The sequence below is a fragment of the Streptococcus sp. genome, assembly GCF_041802885.1.
In the GTDB taxonomy this organism is placed as follows: domain Bacteria; phylum Bacillota; class Bacilli; order Lactobacillales; family Streptococcaceae; genus Streptococcus.
In genome coordinates, this window is record NZ_JBHCHN010000008.1 from 12,688 (window position 1) to 36,354 (window position 23,667).

21 protein-coding genes are annotated in these 23,667 nt (G+C 46.7%); 18 read left to right on the top strand and 3 right to left on the bottom strand.

The window, feature by feature from the left end:
• Positions 1–51 precede the first annotated feature (51 nt).
• The 4 genes from ACEYCN_RS01035 to ACEYCN_RS01050 are packed head-to-tail and all read left to right on the top strand — an operon-like array spanning position 52 to position 3,581.
• The gene (locus ACEYCN_RS01035) at positions 52–1,233 is read left to right on the top strand and encodes an AI-2E family transporter (RefSeq protein ID WP_373712448.1); all 1,182 of its coding nucleotides are present in this window, start codon (positions 52–54) and stop codon (positions 1,231–1,233) included.
• The gene (locus ACEYCN_RS01040; protein WP_373712470.1) at positions 1,226–2,458 is read left to right on the top strand and encodes a tetratricopeptide repeat protein; all 1,233 of its coding nucleotides are present in this window, start codon (positions 1,226–1,228) and stop codon (positions 2,456–2,458) included. The genes ACEYCN_RS01035 and ACEYCN_RS01040 overlap by 8 nt, the downstream gene beginning before the upstream one ends.
• 6 nt (positions 2,459–2,464) lie before the next feature.
• Entirely contained in the window at positions 2,465–3,181 is a 717-nt protein-coding gene (gene budA / locus ACEYCN_RS01045) for an acetolactate decarboxylase (RefSeq protein ID WP_373712449.1), read from the top strand.
• A gap of 7 nt (positions 3,182–3,188) precedes the next feature.
• Positions 3,189–3,581, top strand: a complete 393-nt coding sequence (locus ACEYCN_RS01050) for a hypothetical protein (protein ID WP_373712450.1) — start codon at positions 3,189–3,191, stop codon at positions 3,579–3,581.
• Between the two features lies 1 nt (position 3,582).
• Here ACEYCN_RS01050 and ACEYCN_RS01055 read toward each other — a convergent pair whose 3' ends face one another.
• Positions 3,583–5,232, bottom strand: coding sequence for an NFACT family protein (locus tag ACEYCN_RS01055; protein WP_373712451.1), 1,650 nt, complete (start codon positions 5,230–5,232; stop codon positions 3,583–3,585).
• Between the two features lie 149 nt (positions 5,233–5,381).
• Here ACEYCN_RS01055 and ACEYCN_RS01060 point away from each other — a divergent pair, with 149 nt between their 5' ends.
• From ACEYCN_RS01060 to ACEYCN_RS01105, 10 genes are all read left to right on the top strand, one after another.
• Positions 5,382–5,804, top strand: coding sequence for a cupin domain-containing protein (locus tag ACEYCN_RS01060; RefSeq protein WP_373712452.1), 423 nt, complete (start codon positions 5,382–5,384; stop codon positions 5,802–5,804).
• Positions 5,805–6,090: 286 nt separating this feature from the next.
• Positions 6,091–7,914 carry a heavy metal translocating P-type ATPase gene (locus ACEYCN_RS01065; protein WP_373712453.1) on the top strand — a complete coding sequence of 608 codons (1,824 nt, stop codon included), beginning with the start codon at positions 6,091–6,093 and terminating at the stop codon, positions 7,912–7,914.
• Between the two features lie 317 nt (positions 7,915–8,231).
• Positions 8,232–9,236 carry a tryptophan ABC transporter substrate-binding protein gene (gene trpX / locus ACEYCN_RS01070; protein ID WP_373712454.1) on the top strand — a complete coding sequence of 335 codons (1,005 nt, stop codon included), beginning with the start codon at positions 8,232–8,234 and terminating at the stop codon, positions 9,234–9,236.
• A gap of 12 nt (positions 9,237–9,248) precedes the next feature.
• A complete protein-coding gene (locus tag ACEYCN_RS01075; protein ID WP_373712455.1) occupies positions 9,249–10,118 on the top strand; it encodes an ABC transporter permease in 870 nt (289 codons plus the stop codon).
• On the top strand, positions 10,115–10,873 hold the full coding sequence (locus ACEYCN_RS01080; protein ID WP_373712456.1) for an ABC transporter ATP-binding protein: 759 nt from the start codon (positions 10,115–10,117) through the stop codon (positions 10,871–10,873). The genes ACEYCN_RS01075 and ACEYCN_RS01080 overlap by 4 nt, the downstream gene beginning before the upstream one ends.
• Positions 10,874–11,042: 169 nt before the next feature.
• On the top strand, positions 11,043–12,704 hold the full coding sequence (locus ACEYCN_RS01085; RefSeq protein ID WP_373712457.1) for a ribonuclease J: 1,662 nt from the start codon (positions 11,043–11,045) through the stop codon (positions 12,702–12,704).
• 54 nt (positions 12,705–12,758) lie between these two features.
• Positions 12,759–13,550: an alpha/beta hydrolase gene (locus ACEYCN_RS01090; protein ID WP_373712458.1), complete on the top strand. Its 792-nt coding sequence runs from the start codon at positions 12,759–12,761 to the stop codon at positions 13,548–13,550.
• Positions 13,551–13,596: 46 nt separating this feature from the next.
• Complete coding sequence (locus ACEYCN_RS01095; protein ID WP_373712459.1) at positions 13,597–15,510, top strand: ATP-binding cassette domain-containing protein; 1,914 nt, start codon at positions 13,597–13,599, stop codon at positions 15,508–15,510.
• A 47-nt stretch (positions 15,511–15,557) separates the two neighbouring features.
• Positions 15,558–16,310 (top strand): PASTA domain-containing protein, encoded by a 753-nt coding sequence (locus ACEYCN_RS01100; RefSeq protein WP_373712460.1) that lies wholly within the window; start codon positions 15,558–15,560, stop codon positions 16,308–16,310.
• Positions 16,311–16,368: 58 nt separating this feature from the next.
• Positions 16,369–17,286, top strand: coding sequence for a hypothetical protein (locus ACEYCN_RS01105; RefSeq protein WP_373712461.1), 918 nt, complete (start codon positions 16,369–16,371; stop codon positions 17,284–17,286).
• A 165-nt stretch (positions 17,287–17,451) separates the two neighbouring features.
• Here the strand turns inward: ACEYCN_RS01105 and gatD are convergent, their stop codons facing one another.
• On the bottom strand, positions 17,452–18,237 hold the full coding sequence (gene gatD, locus ACEYCN_RS01110; protein ID WP_373712462.1) for a lipid II isoglutaminyl synthase subunit GatD: 786 nt from the start codon (positions 18,235–18,237) through the stop codon (positions 17,452–17,454).
• A complete protein-coding gene (gene murT / locus ACEYCN_RS01115) occupies positions 18,237–19,580 on the bottom strand; it encodes a lipid II isoglutaminyl synthase subunit MurT (RefSeq protein ID WP_373712463.1) in 1,344 nt (447 codons plus the stop codon). The genes gatD and murT overlap by 1 nt, the downstream gene beginning before the upstream one ends.
• A gap of 124 nt (positions 19,581–19,704) precedes the next feature.
• Between murT and cdaA the strand changes: the two genes are divergently transcribed.
• The 4 genes from cdaA to ACEYCN_RS01135 form a co-directional block, all read left to right on the top strand.
• The gene (cdaA, locus tag ACEYCN_RS01120; RefSeq protein WP_373712464.1) at positions 19,705–20,550 is read left to right on the top strand and encodes a diadenylate cyclase CdaA; all 846 of its coding nucleotides are present in this window, start codon (positions 19,705–19,707) and stop codon (positions 20,548–20,550) included.
• On the top strand, positions 20,550–21,257 hold the full coding sequence (locus ACEYCN_RS01125) for a YbbR-like domain-containing protein (protein WP_373712465.1): 708 nt from the start codon (positions 20,550–20,552) through the stop codon (positions 21,255–21,257). Before cdaA ends, ACEYCN_RS01125 begins: the two co-directional genes overlap by 1 nt.
• Before the next feature lie 14 nt (positions 21,258–21,271).
• On the top strand, positions 21,272–22,624 hold the full coding sequence (gene glmM, locus ACEYCN_RS01130) for a phosphoglucosamine mutase (RefSeq protein WP_373712466.1): 1,353 nt from the start codon (positions 21,272–21,274) through the stop codon (positions 22,622–22,624).
• A gap of 51 nt (positions 22,625–22,675) precedes the next feature.
• Positions 22,676–23,667, top strand: a 992-nt coding sequence (locus ACEYCN_RS01135; RefSeq protein ID WP_373712467.1) for an ABC-F family ATP-binding cassette domain-containing protein, incomplete at its 3' end; no start/stop codon positions are given.

The window sequence follows — 23,667 nt, forward strand, 5'->3', positions numbered from 1 at the left end:
AATTTGGCCAGAAAATGGTACAATAGAGAAAAATGGTGAAAGAGGTATCCTATGCAAGAGAAAAAACAAAAATTTTTCACATCCTGGTTTTATAAGTGGTTTCTGAACAACCAAGCAGCATCCTTTTTGCTCGTCTGTCTTTTAGTCTTGGTCAATTTGTTCTTGTTTAACAAGGTAGGATATGTGGTCAAGCCAATTGTCAGCTTTGTTGAAATTATTTTGTTACCCATGATTTTGACAGGTTTGCTCTATTACTTGTTAAATCCTATTGTCAACTGGCTAGAGAGACTTAAACTATCGCGGACTGTGGCAATTTCAATTGTTTTTGTTCTCATTGTCATTCTTTTGGTATGGGGACTGGCGGTGGCAATCCCCAATATACAGGAGCAAATTGTCTCTTTCGCGCGAAATGTACCAAACTACATCCAAAATATCGAGAAGCAGGTCAATGACTGGCTTCAGGATGAGCGCTTTGAGCAATTCCGACCGACCGTTATTGAGATGATGAATCGCTTGAATGAACAAATTGTTTCTTTTGCGCAAAAACTATCATCCAGTGCGGTGGGCTGGGCTGGAAATTTGATTTCGACAGCCTCTCAAATCATTGTGGCTATTTTGATTATGCCATTTATTCTCTTTTACCTCTTGCGAGATGGCAAGAACTTAAAGGGGCATATTACGAAATTTCTTCCAACTGCTTGGCGCAAACCAGTTGGTACGGTTTTATCAGATATGAATGGTCAGCTGTCCAACTATGTCCGTGGGCAGGTGACAGTGGCGGTTATTGTTGCCATCATGTTCTCTATCCTCTTTTCCATCATTGGCTTGAGTTATCCGATTACCTTGGGAATTTTAGCTGGTTTCTTAAATTTGATTCCATATCTGGGTTCGTTCCTAGCCATGATTCCAGCTGTGATTCTGGGCTTGGTGGCGGGTCCCTTCATGTTGATCAAGGTCTTGATTGTCTTTATGATCGAGCAGACCATTGAAGGACGATTTGTGACTCCTTTGATTATCGGAAGTTCGCTCAGTATTCACCCTATTACCATCCTATTTGTCCTCTTGACAGCTGGTCAGATGTATGGGGTCTTGGGTGTGCTTTTGGGAATCCCTATTTATGCCTCTATCAAGGTAGTTCTCAAGGCTATTTTTGAATGGTACAAGCAATACAGTGGCTTGTACGAAGAGGAGCTTGTGCAGGAAAAAGATGAGGTCGAGGTTGTCAGTGACTAATAGTGAAAAAATGCTACGTGCTCTGGAGCAACAAGATTTGGATCTGGCCCAGGAATATTTCCTGGAAGCCATCCGAAAGGATGATGATGGGACCCTATATGATCTGGGTCTCTATCTGGAATCTCTTGGATTTTATGACCATGCCAGGGAAATATTTTTGCAGCTGGTCAGCGAATTTCCAGAACTCTATTTGAATTTGGCCCAGATTGCCAATGAGGATGGAGAAGTGGAGAAGGCTTTTACTTATCTGGACCAGTTTTCGGAAGACAGTCCCTTTTATTTAGAAGCCCTAGTAGTCAAGGCAGACCTCTATCAAGCAGAGGGATTGGCAGATGTGGCGCGGGAGAAGTTGTTGGAAGCTCTTGCCTTGTCAGACGAGCCCATTTTGGTCTTTGGTCTGGCAGAATTGGATATGGAGCTGGGCAACTTTCAAGAAGCCATCCAGGGTTATGCCCAGCTGGACAACAGAGAGATCTATGAACAGACAGGGGTTTCGACCTACCAGAGGATTGGTCTAGCCTATGCCAGCCTTGGTAAGTTTGAAGCGGCCATCGAATTTCTTAAAAAGGCTGTGGAGCTGGAATACGATGACCAGACAGTCTATGAATTGGCCACCCTCCTCTTTGAACAAGAGGAGTACCAGAAAGCCAATCTCTATTTCAAACAGCTGGATACCATCAACCCCGACTTTGAGGGCTACGAATATGCCTACGCCCAGTCTCTCCATGCGGAACACAGGCTGGAGGAGGCACTTGCTATGCTAGAAAAGGGTTTAGCAAAGAATGAATTTGACCAGACCCTCTTACTCTTGGCCTCCCAGTATGCTTATGAAAGCCATGATCGCCAGGTTGCTGAATCCTATCTTTTGAAGGCAAGAGAGAGTGCAGAGGACCTTGATGAAATCAGTCTGCGCCTCAGTAATCTTTATCTGGAACAGGAACGCTTTGAGAATGTGGTCGCCCTGGCCTCAGAGGAACTAGACAATGTCCTGGCCCGCTGGAACATTGCCAAGGCCTATCAAGCTCTGGATGAAAATGAAAAGTCTCTTCATCTCTTTGACCAACTCAAGGAAGATTTGGCAGATAATCCCGAGTTTTTGCTGGATTTGATCGAAGTCCTTCGCCAGGAAGGAGCTCTTTCAGAAGCCAGAGACTGGGCGGGCCGATACCTGAACTTGGTGCCGGATGATATGGCCATGCAGGAATTTTATTATCAAGAAGATTAGAAGACAATGGAAGCAAATAAATTATTTCAATACAATACCTTGGGTGCCTTGATGGCTGGCCTGTATGGGGGTTCCCTGACGGTCGGCGAATTATTGCAGCATGGTGATTTGGGAATTGGCACCCTTGATTCCATCGATGGGGAGCTGATTGTGCTGGATGGCAAAGCCTACCAGGCCAAGGGGTCTAGCCAGCAACCAGAGGTTATCGAGGTGGACCCAGAAGTCAAGGTTCCCTATGCCGCAGTGATTTTTCATCAGGCCGAAGTCATCTTTAAGCAACGCTTTGAGATGACCCATGAGGAACTGCAACAGCGGATCGAATCCTACTATGATGGGGAGAATCTCTTTCGCTCCATCAAGATACATGGTCATTTTTCCAAGATGCATGTCCGCATGATTCCCAAGTCTACAAGTGACAAGAAATTTGCAGAAGTAGCGGTTCACCAGCCAGAATTTTCAACTGAGGATATCACTGGTACCATCGTGGGATTTTGGACGCCAGAGATTTTCCATGGGGTCAGCGTAGCTGGCTACCATCTGCACTTTATTTCCGATGACCATACCTTTGGAGGTCATGTATTGGACTATGTCATCACACAAGGGGTGGTCGAAGTGGGGGCTGTGGACCAGCTGGATCAGCGTTTTCCAGTCCAAGACCGCCAGTATCTTTTTGCCAAATTTAACGCCAAAGAAGTCAGAGAAGATATCGATAAGGCGGAGTGAGATGGAAATGTTCATCAGAGATCTTCAACCCAGTCAATTCTACCTTTCTGAAAAGAAAATAGTTGCATGTAGGGAATGGATGCAGCGTCTTGGTGTGGAAGATAAATTCTCTCCCTTACCTATCAAGCAAATTGGTCATCGAATCTTTTTGACGGATGGACACACAAGAGCCTATTTGGCTTATCAGGCTGGTTGGGAAAGGGTACCAGTTATCTGGGATGAGGATGAATTGGATTGGGAGGCCTACCTTATCTGTGTCCAAACAGCAGAGGAAAAAGGTATTCATTCCGTAGCGGACCTGGCTACTAGGATTCTATCAGAGGAAGAATATCAAGAAAAATGGCTGAATTGGTGTCAAGAAATCTTTCATGCCAACCAACCCAATCAAAAAAATCCATGAATTAGAGTTTCATGGATTTTATTTTTTCTTCCGTTGGGGTGACGCGCAGGGTCTTCTGGCCTCGGTAGGTGACAAAGCCTGGCTTGCCGCCTGTTGGCTTGTGAAGTTTTTTGGCCTCAATCATGTCCACTTGGACGAGGTTGGAATGTCTGGCCTTGGAGAAATAGGCGGCCAACTCAGCGGCGTCTGTTTTGACCTCATCGCTGGGGTCCAGATTTTCGGTGATAATGACATGGCTGCCTGGAATGTCCTTGGCATGAAACCAGAGTTCTCCTTTTTTGGCCATTTTAAAGGACAATTCATCATTCTGCAGGTTATTTTTCCCGACTAGGATGATGGTCTTGCCATCGCTGGCCAAATAGCGTTCAGGCTTTTGGCGCTTGGCTATCTTTTCCCGGTGGCGGCGCTTGAGGTAGCCTGTTTCAATCAATTCCTCGCGCAGTTCGTCAATTTCAGATAGACTGGCCTGCTGCAAGAGCAACTCGACACTTTCCAGATAGGTAATGCTGGCCTTGGTTTCTTCAATCAGATTGGTCAAGTGCTTGACCGCCTCCTTGAGTTTTTGGTACTTCTTGAAATAGCGCTGGGCATTTTGACTGGGCGTTAAGGCAACATCGAGAGCGATGTCGATGGATTGACCAGTGTAGTAATTGTCCAGGGTCACAGCTGGCTGGTCATTGGGCACCTGATGGAGGTAGGTGGTCAGAAGTTCACCCTTTTGACGAAAGTCCTCGGCATGGTCCGTGGCCTGCAATTCCTCCTGCTGCTTGACCAACTTCTTGCGGTTCTTTTCTAACTCACTGGCTACCCGCTTGATCAACTCATTGGCCTGCTGGGCTACTCGGTCACGCTCAGCCTTATCCTGGTAGTAGTAGTCCAGGAGCTCAGACAGGCTGGCAAAGGTCTCTTGACTGTCCGCAAAAGCCACCGCCGCATAGGATTTCTCCGTCAGACTTGGCTGGCTTTTTTCTTGGAAAAAAAGGCGAAACTGCTTGAGCCTATCGCTTTTTAATTGAGCCGCCAGTTCAGTTGCCGTGTCCCTGCCCAAACCCTGAAAAAGAACCTGCAGATTTTTAGGGGTCAAGTCCTGAGTGCTGAGGATTTCAAATAATTTCTCATCGCCGATGCTAAAGGGATTTTTGGCCTGGGTTTTTGGCGGGTAGATATAGGTGGAACCGGGCAGGATGGTCCGGTAGGAATTTTGGGAGAAGCCGACATGCTTGATGGCTTCGATAATCTTGTTTTCTGATTTGTCTACCAGGATGATATTGCTGTGCTTGCCCATGATTTCCACAATCAGCGTGGCCTGAATCTGGTCCCCGATTTCATCCTTATTGGAAACGGCGATTTCCAGAATCCGGTCATTTTCCAGCTGCTGGATGCTTTCAATAATGGCCCCCTGTAGATACTTGCGCAAAATCATGGTAAAGGTATTGGGAACCTTGGGGTTGGTAAAATCCGTCTGGGTCAGCTGGATGCGGCCGAAGACGGAGTGGGCAGAAATCAGGAGTTTGAGGCTCTGGCGCTGACTGCGGATATGAAGGACCAGTTCCTGTTCAAAGGGCTGGTTGATTTTTTGAATGCGGCCACCCTGCAGTTTATCCTGCAATTCCGCGGTCATGTGGTGTAAAAAAAATCCATCGAAGGACATGGTCATTCCTCAGTTTCTATTAGTCTATCTATTATATCATAAGTGGATTATGGTGACGAAATTTGGAAATAATGAAAATGTTAAAATAAAATCCTTGACTTTGTTAATTAGAATTGTTATAATTAAGAAAATTGAAGGAGGATAAGAAAATGACATTTGATTATTCTGATAAGGGAAAAGAACCACTGGTCATTGACATGGAGGGCATGACCCTTAATAATGAAAACTACCGGACCACATTATGGACAGGAGATAAGATTCAGCTGACGGTCATGTCCATCCAGCCTGGAGATGACATTGGCTTGGAAGTTCACCATGGGGTGGAGCAGTTCCTGCGAATCGAGTCAGGCAAGGGTCTCTGCCAAATGGGACCAAGTGAAGACAATCTTGACTTTGAAGTAGAAGTCGGGGCTGATCAGGCTATCTTTGTTCCAGCAGGTGTTTGGCACAATGTGACCAATACGGGTGATGAACCTTTGAAACTCTACACCATCTATGGTGGTCCAGACCATCTGCCAGGTACGGTTCACCCGACCCACGATGATGCCCGCAATGACCCTAATGAGCATTGATTGGGACCTTAATAACAAAAAAACGCTTGCATTTTTATCAACAGAATGATAGAATATACTTGTAAATATCATATGAACAAGCGGTAAATCGTGAGATTTATGCAGCCGGGCCCTCAAGTGTGAGGGCAGCAGTTCGCCACATCTAGATGTTAGAGTGCATACCTGTGAGACAGTGCAAAACTGTCCATAGGTGCGCACTTTTTTTGTAAATTGATGGGACTAGCTTTGGATGTAGGCCCCATCTTGGACAGACCAGACATTCATACACAACAAGGAGAAATATATTATGTTAGACTACATTAAAGCCAAACGAACGGCTCAGTTTTTGGTCATTGGGACCGTCCTGATGATTTTGGGCTTGATTTTTCATTTCCGCTTTGAGCTTTTGGGCCATGCCTTTCTCTACCTATCGGTTTTCTTTCTGGGCTATTTTGCTTCCAAGAAGGCCATCCGTGATTCCATTCAGGACAGGTCTCCAAATGTGGACTTGCTCATGATTTTGGCGGCCTTGGGTGCCTTGATTATCCAGGAAGAAAGTGAGGCCACCATCCTACTCTTTATCTTTGCGACTGCAGAGGTCTTGGAGGCCTATGTGACGGAAAAATCCACATCCGCCATTTCCAGCCTCATGTCCCAGGTGCCAGAAACCGCCCAACTCCTGCAAGCGGATGGACAGACTCAGGAAGTGCCGACTGAGGAACTCCAAGTCGGGGACCTAATCTTGGTGGCCAAGGGCAATCAGATTCCGATTGACAGCCTGGCCATGAATCCGACAACGGTCAATGAAATGGCCCTGACTGGTGAAGCTGTTCCTGTTGAGAAGGAAGTAGGGGATGAAGTCTTTGCTGGGACCCTCAATGAAGGTCATGCAGTCACACTCCAGGTGACAAAGACCAGCGACCAGACTGTTTTTTCCAACATCATTCGGATGGTAGAGCAGGCCCAGAACCAACCTTCCAAAATTGGGGCCTGGATTGACCGCTTCGAGCGTTTCTATGTAATTGGTGTCCTCTTGGCTGTGCCCCTCTTTATCCTAGCCCTCAATCAGCTTCAAGGTTTGGCTTTTCAAGATGCCTTTTACCGGGGCATGGTCCTCTTGACGGTGGCCAGTCCCTGTGCCTTAGTAGCTTCCGTTACACCAGCCACCCTCAGTGCCATCAGTAAAGGAGCCCGTATCGGTGTGCTCATTAAGGGAGGGACAGCCCTTGAAAATCTGGCTGCGGTTGATTTGATTTATTCAGACAAGACTGGAACCCTGACCTATGGAAATTTTGAAGTCTTAGATGCGGTCATTCCTGAAGATATTTTGCCACTTGTTATTGCCATGGAGCAAAGTTCCCATCATCCCATTGCCCAAGCCATTGTCAAGCACTATTCGGATGTGGACTTGTCTCAGCTTCCTGCCAATCTGAGCGTGCAAGAGGAGTCTGGGATGGGCTTGATTTGCGGTGATGTGCGGGTGGGCAAACCAGCTGCCTTTGCGGATTATCAGGACCCAAATGGTTATGCCCAGAGTTTGTCAGCTGGACAGACCACGGTCATTGTGGCCAAAGGAGATATGGTAGTTGGTTACCTGAACTTGGCGGATCAGGTCCGTCCCGAATCGGCCCAGGCTGTCCATGATTTCCAAAAAGAAGGAGTGGAAGTTGTGATGTTGACTGGGGACAATGAAGCCGTGGCAGAACGGATTGCCAAGGAAGTGGCAGTGGATGATTTCCGGGCCAACTGCCTGCCTCAGGATAAAATCAAGGATGTTCAAGGCAGCCAAGCAGCAGGCCGAGTGGTGGCTATGATTGGAGATGGCATCAATGACGCCCCTGCCCTAGCCAATGCTAATGTGGGGATTGCCATGGGTTCAGGTTCGGCCATTGCCATGGAATCAGCGGAGCTGGTGATGGTGCAAAATAATTTTGCCAAACTCTTCCAAGTATTTAAACTCAGCCACAAGCTCAATCGCATCATCTGGCAAAATCTTTTCTTCTCAGTCGGTGTCATCATTGTCTTGATTACACTGAACATACTTGGTTTGCTGGACCTGACAAAGGGGGTTATCTTCCACGAAATGTCCACCATTCTGGTTATTCTTAACGGGCTTCGTCTGCTCAAATAAATCATTTTAAATTGTGAAAAAATTCAAACAATGGACTTGCATTTTTCTCAAAATAGGGTATAATAAAACAAAATAAGTTCAGGAGGAAATGAAGATGGCATACACTCAACCACTTACAAACTGGCAAAACTGGCGTAGGTAAAGTTGTGTTTATGTTTGTGCATAGATACGGCTTTTGGAGTACTTCTAAAAAGTATCTATGCGCTAGTCTTCATGGACCATATAGGGGCGCGTAGTAGGAAAACTTACTAGGCGCTTTTTCTTTTTAGCAGACTCTTGATTCTTGACTCAACTCAGTAAAAAATAAGGAGAATATTATGAAAAATAAAGCTTTAATCGGAACCCTTGCCGCCTTGGCCCTCTTAGTTGTCGGAGTCCTTTTCGTCAGTCAAAGACAGGAAACCTCCTCTTCATCGGAAAATCAGGTGGTTAAAATTGGTATTCTGCAATTTGTCACCCATGATGCCTTGGATGAAATCGAACGAGGCATCGAGGACGGTCTGGCGGATGCTGGTTATGAAGGCAGCAATGTTGAATTGACCGTGCTCAACGCCGAAGCAGACCAAAGTAAGATTCAAACCATGAGTAAGAAACTGGTCGACGATGGCAATGATGTGGTCATCGGGATTGCGACTCCAGCTGCCCAAGGTTTGGCTTCCGCGACCTCGGACATTCCAGTCATCATGGGAGCTATTTCGGATCCTGTCGGAGCCAAATTGGTGAAAAGCTTGGATAAGCCAGATGGCAATGTGACAGGACTGTCCAACCATGTGCCTCATGCCCAAACTGTTGAATTGATCCAGACCATCACACCAGATGCCAAAACCATCGGTGTCCTCTATGCCAGCAGCGAAGACAACTCCGTTTCCCAGGTCAAAGAATTTACCCAGTATGCAGAAGAAGCGGGCTTGACTGTTGTGGAATACGCAGTGCCATCCACTAATGAAATCACCACCACCATGTCTGTGATGACAGGCAAGGTTGATGCCATCTTTGTACCTCAAGACAATACCATCGCTTCCGCCTTTCCAACGGTTGTGACAGCAGCCAATGCAGCCAAAATTCCAGTTTACTCTAGTGTGGACACCATGGTCAAACAAGGCTCCATTGCCTCTGTTGCCCAAAGCCAATACGATTTGGGACTGGAAACAGCCAAAATCGCTGTGAAAATCCTTGCTGGGAAAAAGGTTTCTGAGGTTCCAGTCAAGGTGGTAGATACTGGTGTGCCAACTGTCAACTTGAAGGCTGCCAAAGAACTAGGTATCACTATTCCAGACAGCTTGCTGGAAGAGGCAGATATCGCTGTTGAAGCTGATGAATAGAAAGTAGACAATATGATTATCTCATCTGTATCGCAAGGTCTTTTGTGGGGGATTCTCGGATTGGGAATTTACCTGACCTTTCGCATTCTAAACTTTCCAGATATGACCACTGAGGGCTCCTTTCCCTTGGGTGGAGCAGTGGCAGTCACCCTGATGAATATGGAGATTCATCCGCTGGTAGCTACACTGACTGGAGCCCTGGCTGGCTGTCTGGCTGGATTGGCCACTGGTCTTCTCTATACTAAGGGGAAGATTCCGACCCTTTTGGCGGGTATCCTGGTCATGACCTCCTGTAATTCTCTGATGCTCATGATTATGGGCCGAGCTAACCTTGGCTTGCTGGATATCCAAACCTTGCAGGACCTGCTGCCGTTTTCCAAGGACAGCAATCTCCTCATCTTGGGGCTTTTGGCGGTCCTTTTGGTCATTGCGGGACTGATCTACTTCCTCTATACCAAGCTGGGTCAGGCCTATATCGCGACGGGTGACAATCGGGACATGGCAAAAAGTTTTGGGATCAATACCGACCGCATGGAAGTCATGGGCTTGGTGGTATCCAATGGTCTCATTGCACTAGCTGGAGCCCTGGTCAGCCAACAGGATGGCTACGCCGATGTGTCCAAGGGGATTGGGGTTATCGTCATTGGCCTTGCTTCCATCATCATCGGAGAGGTCCTCTTCTCGACTGGATTAACCTTACTGGAGCGACTGATTGCTATCGTCGTTGGTTCCATCCTCTACCAATTCTTGATCGCAGCAGTCATCGCCCTTGGCTTTAACACCAACTACCTTAAACTCTTCAGTGCCCTTGTCCTGGCCATCTGCCTCATGGTGCCTGTTTTGAAAAAGAAAGTCTTCAAGGGGGTGACCTTATCACGATGAAGAAAATAGTTGAATTGAAAAAGGCCACTGTCCAAGTCAATAATGGCTTTGATGAAGTCAAGGCCATCTTGGATGATGTCAATCTGGACATTTACGAACATGATTTTCTAACCATCTTAGGTGGCAACGGAGCTGGGAAATCCACGCTTTTCAATGTGATTGCCGGTACCCTGCTCTTGACCAGCGGGACCATTTCCATCCTGGGTGAGGATGTGACCCACCTACCCGCTGAGAAAAGGGCCAAGTACCTGGCCCGTGTGTTCCAGGATCCAAAAATGGGGACAGCGCCCCGCATGACAGTGGCGGAGAACCTGCTCATTGCTAAGGACCGAGGCCAGAAGCGTCCCTTTTCACCCCGCAATATCCAGGCCCACAAGGAAGAGTTTATCAACTTGCTGACCAGGACGGGAAATGGCTTGGACCAGCATCTGGAAACCCCGACCGGTCTCTTATCGGGAGGCCAACGCCAGGCACTGAGCCTGCTTATGGCGACCCTGAAACGGCCTGAACTTTTGCTCCTGGATGAGCATACGGCGGCCTTGGATCCCAAAACCAGTGTCTCCCTCATGCAGCTGACGGATGAATTTGTCAGAGAAGATCGTTTGACCGCTCTCATGATTACCCATCATATGGAGGATGCCCTCAAACACGGCAACCGCCTCATCGTCATGAAGGAGGGCAAAATCGTCAAAGACCTCAACCAGGCCGAAAAATCCCAAATGCAGATTGCGGATTATTACCAGTTTTTTGAGTAGGAAGAGCCCATGAAAGTGGGCTTTTCATTTGTCGCTTTTCATGAGAAAAAATGGTATAATATGTCTGATATGCAGGAATCTGCAGAACAGTAATTCGACTTGTCAACCTTTCAACAGTTAGGAAACAAGGACCGTTTGTATGAAAAAATCATAAAAAGAGGAAAATATCATGAGCGATATTAAAATTATGGCCTTAGGTGGTGTGCGGGAGAATGGAAAAAATCTCTACATCGCTGAGGTCAAGGACAGCATTTTTGTGCTGGATGCTGGGCTCAAATACCCAGAAAATGAACAGTTGGGCGTGGATGTCATTGTTCCCAACTTTGATTACCTAGTGGAAAATAAGAACCGGGTGGCAGGGATTTTCCTGAGCCATGGGCATGCGGATGCCATCGGGGCCCTGCCCTATCTCTTGGAAAAGGTCAAGGTGCCGGTTTTTGGTTCCCATTTGACCATTGAGCTGGCCAAGTTGGTGGTTAAAAATTATGCGGCCACCAAGAAGTTCAATGACTTCCATGTCATCAATGCCAAATCAGAGATTGACTTTGGAGATTCCGTCATTTCCTTCTTCAAAACCACCCACTCCATTCCAGAGAGTTTGGGGATTGTGGTCAAGACGGATGAGGGAAATATCGTCTACACAGGTGATTTCAAGTTTGACCAGGCTGCAGCGGCCTACTATCGGACGGATTTTGCCCGTCTGGCGGAAATTGGCCGTGAGGGGGTTTTGGCCCTCTTGTCTGACTCTGCCAATGCGGACAGCCATGTTCAGGTAGCCAGCATGCATGAGGAGCGCGAAGAGATTCTCAATACCATTGAAGACTGGGAAGGCCGGGTCATTGTGGCGGCTGTTGCCAGCAATATCATCCGCATCCAGCAGATTTTTGATGCGGCCGAGGCGACGGGTCGCCGAGTGGTCTTGACAGGACACGACGTGGAAAATATCGTGCGGACGGCCATTCAGCTGAAAAAATTGCGCCTGGCCAGCGAGCGTTTGCTGATTAAGCCAAAAGAAATGAGTAAGTTTGAGGACCATGAGCTCATTATCTTGGAAACAGGTCGGATGGGTGAGCCTCTCAATGGCTTACGCAAGATGTCCATCGGCCGTCACCGCTATGTTCAAATCAAGGATGGAGATCTGGTTTACATCGTCACCACTCCAACTGTTTCCAAGGAAGCAGTAGTGGCGCGTGTTGAAAACATGGTTTACCAGGCTGGCGGTATCGTCAAGTCTATCACTAAAAATCTGCGGGTGTCAGGGCATGGGAATGCCCGTGACTTGCAGCTCATGCTCAATATCCTGCGGCCCAAGTATCTTTTCCCTATCCAGGGGGAATATCGGCAGCTGGATGCCCATGCCAATGCAGCCCTTGAAATTGGCTTTTACCCAGAAAATATCTTTATCGTCAAAAGGGGCGATGTCATGGCTTATGAGCAGGGTGAATTTGTCCATAACGGGGCGGTGCCTGCTGGCGATGTCATGATTGACGGTAATGCCATCGGTGATGTGGGTAATATTGTCCTGCGTGACCGCAAGCTCTTGTCAGAGGATGGGATTTTCATCGTGGCCATTACGGTTAACCGCAAGGAAAAGAAAATCATTTCCAAGGCCAAGGTCAATACCCGTGGATTTATCTATGTCAAGAAGAGTCGGGATATCCTGCGGGAGTCGGCTGAGCTGGTTAATGCCAGTGTGGAGAAGTACTTCACCAAGGATAGTTTTGACTGGGGAGAACTCAAGAGTGCGGTGCGGGATGATTTGTCCAAGTATCTCTTTGAGCAAACCAAGCGCCGTCCATCCATTCTTCCAGTTATCATGGAAGTGAAATAAATGATTATTGAGAGCTAGGCAACTAGCTCTTTTCTAAAAAAGGAGAGAAACCAGATGGCAACTTTTGAAATTGAGTATTATTCTGAAGTCTTGGACATGGCCCGGCATGTCAGCGTCATTTATCCAGATGCGGCGGAGCTTGAACCTGATCAGGTGGATTGTAAGGACATCCCTGTCCTCTATCTGCTCCACGGGATGAGTGGCAATGAGAATTCCTGGCGGAAACGGACAGCCATCGAGCGGCTGATTCGGCATACCAACTTAATCGTCATCATGCCCAATACGGATTTGGGCTGGTATACCAATACCACCTATGGTCTGCATTATTTTGATGCCATCGCCACAGAATTGCCCAAGGTCATGCAGCGCTTTTTCCCTAATATGACCAAAAAACGGGAGAAGACCTTCATTGCAGGTCTGTCCATGGGTGGCTATGGGGCCTTTAAAATCGGACTGACCACCAATGACTATGCCTATGTGGGATCCTTTTCAGGGGCTCTAGGTATCGGCCTGGACTTAGAGGAATTGACGGCCAATGTCAATGCCAACACTGCATACTGGCAGGGAGTTTTTGGCCCCTTGACCGAGGAAAACCTGGAACAGCACCTGATTCCGACCCTGGCCCGGCAGCACGATGGCCAATCGAAATTTTACAGCTGGTGTGGCAAGGAGGATTTTCTCTTTGCCAGCAATCAAAAAGCTGTCAAGGCCTTGCTGGCAATGGGTCTGGACCTGGACAGTCAGGTTGGCCATGGCACCCATGACTGGTACTACTGGGAGCAGCAGCTGCAGGTTTTCCTGAAAAAATTGCCCATTGATTATAAGGAAGAAGAACGGTTGTCATAAGGTATTAAGTAGGGAAATTTCCCTGCTTTTTTGGTACAATGAACATATGATTATACTGAGTGGACACAAGATTGAGCGCTCCTTTGCGGGAGATGTGCTCTTTGACAATATTAATCTTCAGGTGGATGAGCGCGACCGCATTGCCCTGGTGGGGCGCAACGGTGCGGGCAAGTCTACCTTGCTAAAAATACTGGTTGGGGAAGAAGCGCCGACCTCTGGCGAGGTCAATCGCAAGCGGGACCTGACCCTATCCTATTTGGCACAAGATTCCCGCTTCGAATCGGATCGGACCATTTTTGAGGAGATGCTTTCTGTCTTTGATGACTTACGGACCACAGAAAGAAAACTCCGAGCCATGGAAGAGCAGATGGCCGACTTGATGGGGCCTGCTTTTGATAAACTCCTGGCTGATTATGATCGTCTGTCCGAAGACTTTCGATCCTCTGGTGGTTTCAGCTACGAATCGGACATCAAGGCCATTCTCAATGGCTTTAAGTTTGACCAGTCCATGTGGAACATGAAGATTGAGGAGCTTTCTGGCGGGCAAAACACCCGGCTGGCCCTGGCCAAGATGCTACTGGAAAAACCTGAATTGCTGGTACTGGACGAGCCGACCAACCACTTGGACATCGACAGTATTGCCTGGTTAGAGAATTATCTGACCAATTACCAGGGGGCCCTAATCATCGTCAGTCACGACCGCTATTTCTTAGATAAGGTAGCAACGGTGACCCTGGATTTAACCCCGCATTCCCTGGACCGCTATGTGGGCAATTATTCTAAGTTTATGGACCTCAAGGCTGAAAAACTGGCCACTGAGGAAAAAAATTACGAGAAGCAGCAGAAGGAAATTGCCAAGTTAGAAGATTTTGTCCAGCGCAACATTGTTCGAGCCTCCACTACCAAGCGGGCCCAAGCGAGGCGCAAGCAACTGGAGAAGATGCAGCGACTAGACAAACCTCAGGCAGGAAGCAAGTCTGCCAACATGACCTTCCAGTCCGAAAAACCATCGGGCAATGTGGTGCTGACGGTCACGGATGCGGCTATTGGCTATGGGGACCAGATTTTATCCCAGCCCATTTCCTTGGATGTCAAGAAATTTGATGCCATCGCCATCGTTGGCTCAAATGGAATCGGCAAGACCACACTTCTCAAGTCAGTCATTGGGCAAATTCCCTTTATCAAGGGCCAGTCGACCTATGGAGCCAATGTGGCGGTCAGCTACTATGACCAGACCCAGTCCAAGTTGACTCGGACCAATACGGTTCTGGACGAACTCTGGAACGATTTTCCCAATCAGCCGGAGCTGGACATCCGCAATCGGTTGGGGGGCTTTCTCTTTTCAGGTGATGATGTCAAGAAGTCCGTGTCCATGCTTTCTGGTGGGGAGAAGGCCCGCCTGCTCTTGGCTAAATTATCCATGGAAAATAACAACTTCCTCATCCTGGACGAGCCCACCAACCACCTGGACATCGACAGCAAGGAGGTTCTTGAAAGTGCCCTGATTGACTTTGACGGCACCCTCCTCTTTGTCAGTCACGACCGCTATTTCATCAACCGCCTAGCCACCAAGGTCCTGGAAATCTCTGAAACGGGCTCCACCCTTTATCTGGGCGATTATGATTATTACTTGGAGAAAAAGGCAGATCTGGAAAGGCTAGAGCGGCAAAAGCAGGCAAAAGTGGACCTGACCAGCTCGAAGGCAGCTGAGCCAGTGACCACCGATTATCAGCAGCAGAAGGAAAGTCAAAAGGAAATTCGCAAAATCACGCGCCGCATCCAGCAAATCGAGGACCAGCTAACCCTGATGGAAGCCAAAGAAGCCGAGCTCAGTCAGGCCATGGCCAACACCAATGATGCCAGCCAACTCATGGACCTGCAAAAAGAACTGGACCAACTCAGCCAGGAACAGGAAGAGTTGATGGAGGAGTGGGAAGTCTTGAGTCAAGGGTTAGAGTAGATGAATCCTCAAACATTTTGCTATAATAGATAGAAAAGGAGGTCCCTATGCCAACCAATTCCAGTAAACAAGTTGTGAAAAAAACATCTGGTAAGATGGGCAAGCTTCTTGGAGCAGCCAATATGATTCTGAGTGTGATTCCAGATACAGTTGAAATTGTGGGTAAGATAACAGACAAAACGGCCCCCATTGTGGATAAGCATCTGGATCGGCAGCACCAGCTCAAGCAAAGCCTGGTGGCCATTCCCAATCTCTTGGATGTGGATATCCAACAGGCCAAGGAGCATCTGGAAGGATTGGGCCTGCAAGTCATTGTCCTTCTAGCCAAGCCAAATAAGCGCTATACTAAGGCAGATGCGGGTGAAGTAGTCGCTATGATGCCTCGGTCTGGCAAGGTTCGGCCAGGCTCCCTTGTCAAACTCTACTATGTTGATGACCATGTTATTGAGGAGAGCAAAAAAGATATTGCTTTGCCAGATGTGACTGGCCTAGTCTTGTCTGAAGCCCAGGAACTTCTGGAAAATCTAGGTTACCGAGTAGCTGCCTTTCCCATTAAACCCCGGTCTCAATATGCCAGTGTGATGGTCAACCAAGTGATTTCCATGTCCCCCAATCCTCGCATCAGCCTGACACCTGTCAAAAAAGGCAGTCTGATTAAGCTCTTTTACCTGGATGCGGCGACCAAGCAGGCCAGCCGAATTTTACGGAAGTCTGAACAGGATAAGAAAGCCGCCAATGCTCAGATCATCAAAAAGAATTTGGACAAAATTCAAGAGATCTTACCAAGAAAAAAGAAGTAGCGAAGCGTATAAAATGAAGCTCCCACAGGGGAACTTGAAAAAGAATTAGGAGAAAAAAATGTCAATTTTAAAACAAATTGCGCAGGAAAATGGCTATATTTTTGAGAGCCAGGGAACGATCATGTATGGTCAGAAAAATAACTATACTTTTCTGGCCTCTGAGGTGGGAAATGGTGTGATAACACTCATGTTTTCTGTCAAAAATGACTCGGCTGTGCAAACCTTGGATACCAAGGTTTTGAAAATGGAGATTCCAACAGTGCAGCATTGTTCCTTTAAAAATCACAAACTAACCATAACTGTCAAGGGAGGCATGACCAAATCCAAACGCAAGGCCAATGTTTTGGAAGCATTGGAGTCACTTACAGCCTATTTGTCAACTCATAGCTATGTACAAGTCTGTGAAATGACGGGAGAGACCAAGGATGTTCATCTCTACCAAGTTGGCAATCAGTATTCCTTTTTGACACCAGAAGCCTTTGGAACTGTTAGTCGTGAGCTGGACCGTTCCGAGCAAGAAAGTCTTCAAGCTAGTGAAAATGTCTTTTTAGGTTTTATTGGTGCGGTTCTAGGTTCCTTGATTGGGGTCGCTGCCATTGTTTTAGTGGGCCAACTAGGTTATGTTTCTGCCCTATCAGGTATGGCCATGGGGGCTTGTGTCGTCAAGGGATATGAACTGCTGGCAAGACGCTTTTCCACCAAGGGGGCCATCATCTCTATCCTGGTCAGTCTGGTCATGACCTATTTTGCCAATCAACTGGACTGGGCTGTATCTTTTGCACGATATTACGAAGTGAGCATTTTTGATACCCTTCCCTACATTCATGAGTTTCTAGCTGAAGGTTATATCGATAGTCATACTTATTACTTGAACTTAGCTATGATTATTATTTTTAACGTCGTTGCCGCAGCAGTTACCATAGGATCTGCTCTTAAGAATACCAAGACGAGATTTGAAGTTCGCAAACTTTTTTAGGAAAAATCAGTCCTCAGACGGATGGAAATAATCTTAGCTTGTCTTATACTAAGATTACTCCTAAATATTTTTTCATAATCTCCTGAAAAGGGGCTGGACTTGGGTCCAGCTTCTTTCTTTGTGCAAAAAAACTCCAGCAGAAGCTAATCTGCTGGAGTCAGTCTTTTATGAGGATTTTTCTGCTTTACTTTTTATGTCAGCATATTCTTCTGGTTTTTCCTTGCTAAGGATGTCTTCGTAGGCTGGGAGCTGGATATCTGAGCCGTATTTTTTTTGTAGGGCAGTTGCGACTAAGCGATAGGCTAGATTGGCGTTTCGAGAAAGAATCGGACCGTGAAAGTAGCTGCCAAAGGTATTTTTGTAGTGCATGCCCTCACCACCGTCTTCTTTGTTATTGCCATTCCCGTAGACCACTTTTCCCAGTGGTTTTTGATTTTCTGCTAGAAAAGTGCGACCTTGGTGGTTTTCAAAACCATAGTAGGTCTCGTTAAATTCGTCGTTGTGAATCTTGATGTCACCGATGTAGCGGTTATTCTCTTGATTGAGGGTGTAGTGGCCTAGAATCCCCAGGCCATCAATTTTGCGACCACCAGCCTCGATGTAGTATTGGCCCAGAAGCTGGAAACCGCCACAGATGGCCAGAAATACGCCTTCGTTCTCAATATAATCAGCCAGATTTTTCTTTTTAGTCGGTAAATCTTGAGCTAGTATGGCTTGTTCAAAATCTTGACCACCACCAAAAAAGGCCAGATCGTAGAAATCCTTGTCAAAGCCATCTGCCAGAGAGACGATGTCCACCTGAACTCGGGCATCCATCTTTTCTGCCACATATTTGAGCATGAGGATATTGCCATTATCGCCATAAGTATTCATCAAATCACCATAGAGATGAGCGATGTTGAGGTTGTAGGAGTAGTCTTTTTCAGGACTTTTTAATGAAGTATAGACCATTATTTCATCTCCTTTCCGACTGCGTGACGCTGGGCCAATAATTCCCGCAACTCTAACATAGCTGTGTAGGTGGCTAAGATGTAGGCCTGTTGACTTTCTTGTTGTTCAATGGCAGAAAGTACTTTTTCGAGGCTATTCAGTTCTGAAATCTTATCTTCATCATAGCCTGTCACCCGCAAACGGCGGGCAATTTCAGAAGCACGTACGCCGCCAGCAAAAATCTGGGTGATGTCCATGTGCTGGATTTGTTCAAAATCGGCGTCCCAAATCCAGCTGGTATCGATGCCGTCCGCATAGTTGGCATTGAGAAGAACCGATAGGCTGAAATCATAAGGAGCTAACTTCATCATTTCAATGGCTTGGGTTGCCCCGACAGGATTCTTGATGAGGACTAGGGTACAATCCTTATCACCCACCTTAAAGGTTTCCTGCCGGCCAAAGACGGCCTTGCTCTTTTCGAAACCGGCCTTGATGGTCTCTGCTGAAATACCGAAAAATTCTGCCACACTAACTGCCGCAAGGGCGTTGTAGATATTGTAAAGACCGCCGATGTTGATTTTGTAGGTTTGACCATCGATGACAAAAGTAGAGGAAGTGTTTGTAATTTCTTTTAGCTCTGTCAGCTGGTAGTCCAAGTCAGGTCGTTTAAAATCACAGTGGAGGCAGATGTAGCTGCCCAGATTAGCATAGGTATTCATCTTGTAGCGCAAGATAGAGTGACAATTCGGGCAGAGGATGCCTTCTGTATTGTAATGGGCCAACTCAGGCTGACCTTCCTCAGTCGCAAAACCATAGTACTTGATAGGGTTGATGGTCTTGACGGAGTTGAAGAGTGGGCTATCTCCATTGGCCAGGATAGTAGCCTTTGGTGCCTTGGCAGCTCCATCCAAAATCATCTGGTAGGTGGTATAAATCTCACCATAACGGTCCATCTGATCGCGGAAAATATTGGTAAAGACAATAAGACTGGGTTTGATAAATTCGGTCACACGGGCCAGACTAGCCTCATCAATCTCCAGAACTGCTACCTTCTTGCCGTTTTTGTTTTTCTTGGCAGAAAGAAAAGTGGCTGTGATGCCTGTAATCATATTGGCACCGCTCGTGTTGGTGGTGACTTGACCATAAGCCTCTTGAAGAATACCCACTGTTAGAGCAGTGGTCAGGGTTTTTCCATTGGTTCCTGTAATGACAACAATCTCATAATCCTTTGCCAGACTATCTAGAATATGTTTATCAAATCGAAGAGCGATTTTTCCAGGCAGAGTAGTTCCTCGTCCCAACTTATTGAGAATAAATTGACTGCTTTTGCCTGCCGCAATTCCTAATAATGTATTTAGTTTCATGGGACTATTTTAACACAAAGAAAGCTGATTTTCTAGAATTGAAATGATCTCAATCATGAAATATGTGAGTAAAGTATGGTATAATAGTAGAATAGTATGTAAGAACAGGAAATGATGAGTTTATATGTTGAGTTTGAATCAGTTGCTTGACCCACAATATTGGGACAGTTTATTGGCCAGTCCTTGGACAGCCATTGTTCATCTAATTGACATCGCTTTGGTCATCTATATTATCTATCACCTTAGTAAGTCCTTGGCCGGGACTAAGATTATGACCTTGATTAAGGGAGTTTTTCTCTTTGTTCTAGCGCAGATAGTGGCAGGCTTAGTGGGCCTACAAACCATCTCTTGGCTGATGAACTTGATTATGTCCTATGCAGTCATTGCGGCGGTTGTCATTTTTGCACCAGAGTTTCGGGCTATGTTGGAAAAGCTAGGCCGAACCACCCATATCTTTTCAGGTCCCGCTATGACCTCCGAAGAAATGGTCCTCAAATCAATTGTCAAAGCTGTTAAATACATGAGCCCTCGTAAAATAGGGGCCTTGGTGGCTATTGAGGGAGCCAGAACCTTGCAGGAATATCGCTCAACAGGGATTGAGCTGGATGCAACAGTTTCAGGTGAATTGCTTATTAACATCTTTATTCCCAATACCCCTCTGCATGATGGGGCTGTTATTATTAAAGACAACAAGGTTGCAGTGGCCAGTGCCTATTTTCCTCTGTCAGAAAGTGCAGGAATCTCCAAGGAATTTGGAACCCGACACCGAGCAGCCATCGGCTTATCGGAAGTCTCAGATGCCTTTGTCTTTGTTGTTTCAGAAGAGACAGGTGGTCTTTCTATAGCGGTTAATGGCAACTTTCGCCACGATTTGACAATGGAAGAATTTGAGGCAAGTCTGCGTTCACATTTGATTTCTGAAAGTGAGACACCGGCATCTTGGTGGAAACGATTGGGAGGTCAAGGTTAATGAATGAAAAACTTAAAATGATTGGTCAACTGGGGGCCTCAATCTTAATTGCTTTCTTGCTCTTCTTTTATGCGACAACGACCAACTATAAAAATTCTGTCAATACCAACCAGCAACAAGCTAAAGAAACCTATACAAATACGGTTAACAATGTTCCTGTCAGTATTGAGTATGACAGTGAAAAATACTTTATTTCAGGTTTTGCCTCAACGGTCACTGTCGACCTGATTGGCTCCAATCGCCTGATTTTACAAAGGGAAACGGATGAAGCTACTCGAAGCTTCCAAGTCAAGGCGGATTTGAGAGATTTGGACACCGGAACTCACTTGGTTAAACTGCAGGTTTTGGATTTGCCAAAGGGTGTCAATGCCAATCTGACACCAGTAAATCTGTCCGTGAAAATTGGTAAACGGGCCAGCAAAAACTTTACCGTAGTCGGTAATATTTATGATACGCAGCTAGCTGTCGGGTACTCAGTGGCTAAAATCACAGTAGGGACTTCAACCGTCAAGGTGACCAGTGATGAAGAAACCCTTGCCCGGGTGGATCGAGTAGAAGCAGTTATCACAGATGCGAGCGACTTGTCAGAAAATTACACGGGTACGGCCACCTTACAGGCGGTAGACTCCCAAGGTCAGATTTTACCAGTGATCTTCTCGCAGGAAGTGACTAGCATGCAGGCAACAATAACTAAAAATAAGGATTAAAAAGGATTAGGAAAATGGGTAAATATTTTGGTACGGATGGTGTCCGTGGAGAAGCAAACGTTGAATTGACTCCGGAATTGGCTTTTAAATTAGGCCGCTATGGAGGCTATGTTCTCAGTCAGCATGAAAAAGATGTGCCGCGTGTCTTTGTGGCACGTGATACTCGGATTTCAGGACAAATGTTGGAATCAGCCTTAGTGGCAGGGCTCCTTTCTGTCGGTATTCATGTATATAAATTGGGAGTTTTGGCAACACCTGGTGTGGCTCATTTGGTCAAGACTGAAAAAGCCAGCGCTGGTGTGATGATTTCAGCCAGCCACAATCCAGCTCAGGACAATGGAATTAAGTTCTTCGCTGGTGATGGCTTCAAACTAGATGACAATCTGGAAGCCGAAATCGAAGCACTCTTGGACGCAGAAGAGGATACCCTTCCTCGTCCATCTGCTCAAGGATTGGGCGATGTAGTAGATTATCCAGAAGGTTTGCGTAAATACCAGCAATTCTTGGTGTCAACTGGTTTGGAGTTAGATGGTCTCAAAGTAGCCCTAGATATTGCAAATGGTGCTGCAGCGACTTCTGCTCGTCAGGTCTTTGTGGACTTGGGTGCTGATTTGACTGTTATGGCCGAGCATCCAGATGGTCTCAATATCAATGAAGGTGTTGGTTCGACCCACCCTGAGAAATTGCAGGAATTAGTCAAGGAAACAGGAAGCCAAATTGGTTTGGCCTTTGACGGTGACAGTGACCGCCTGATTGCAGTCGATGAAAACGGCGACTTGGTAGACGGTGACCGCATTATGTACATCATTGGGAAATACTTGTCCGACAAAGGACTTTTGGCTCAAAATACCATTGTGACAACTGTTATGTCCAATCTTGGTTTCCATAAGGCATTGGACAGAGAAGGAATTGGCAAAGCTGTGACAGCAGTAGGCGACCGTTATGTTGTGGAAGAAATGCGCAAGTCAGGCTTTAATCTAGGTGGTGAACAGTCAGGGCATGTCATTCTCATGGATTACAACACTACTGGTGATGGTCAGCTGACCGCAGTACAATTAACCAAAGTGATGAAGGAAACGGGCAAAACTTTGTCCGAATTGGCAGCTGAAGTGACCATCTACCCACAGAAATTGGTCAATATCCGCGTTGAAAATGCCATGAAGGACAAGGCCATTGAAGTTCCAGCTATTGCGGCCATCATCGAAAAGATGGAAGCCGAAATGGCTGGAAATGGCCGGATTTTGGTCCGTGCTTCTGGAACAGAGCCGCTGCTGCGTGTCATGGCAGAAGCTCCAACAGATGCAGAGGTAGACTACTATGTGGATACCATCGCGGATGTGGTCCGTGCTGAGATCGGTTTAGATTAAGAAGAGTAAACAGAGACTGGAATAATTTCCAGCCTCTTTTGTGAGGAAACTATGAGTATTTTAGAAGTAAAGAATTTGAGCCATGGTTTTGGTGATCGGGCCATTTTTGAAAATGTGTCCTTTCGACTGCTCAAGGGCGAACATATTGGCCTTGTCGGTGCCAATGGTGAAGGAAAATCCACCTTCATGTCCATCGTGACGGGGCAGTTGCAGCCTGATGAGGGCAAGGTCGAATGGTCCCGCTATGTGACCGCAGGTTACTTGGACCAGCATGCCAAGCTGGAAAAGGGCCAGTCTGTCCGTGATGTCCTGCGGACTGCTTTTGACGAGCTCTTTAAGACGGAAAGCCGTATCAATGATATCTACATGTCCATGGCAGAAGAAGGGGCCGATATGGATGCCCTTATGGAAGAGGTTGGCGAACTCCAAGACCGTCTGGAAAGCCGTGACTTTTATACCTTAGATGCCAAGATTGACGAGGTGGCGCGTGCTTTGGGTGTCATGGATTATGGCATGGATACGGATGTTACCGAGTTGTCCGGTGGACAGCGAACCAAGATTCTTCTGGCCAAGCTCCTTTTGGAAAAACCAGACATCTTGCTTCTGGATGAGCCGACTAACTACCTGGATGCGGAGCATATCGACTGGCTCAAGCGTTACTTGCAAAATTATGAAAATGCCTTTGTCTTGATTTCCCATGATATTCCATTCCTAAATGACGTGATTAACATTGTCTATCATGTGGAAAACCAGCTTTTGACCCGTTATTCTGGCAATTATTACCAGTTCCAAGAAGTGCATGCCATGAAGCGGGCCCAGTTGGAGGCAGCCTATGAGCGCCAGCAAAAGGAAATTGCGGATTTGCAGGACTTTGTCAATCGCAACAAGGCCCGTGTCGCCACACGGAATATGGCCATGTCCCGTCAGAAGAAATTGGACAAGATGGAAATCATTGAGCTTCAGGCTGAAAAACCAAAGCCTTCCTTTGATTTTAAAATGGCACGGACGCCGAGCCGCTTTATCTTCCAGGGAATTGATTTGGA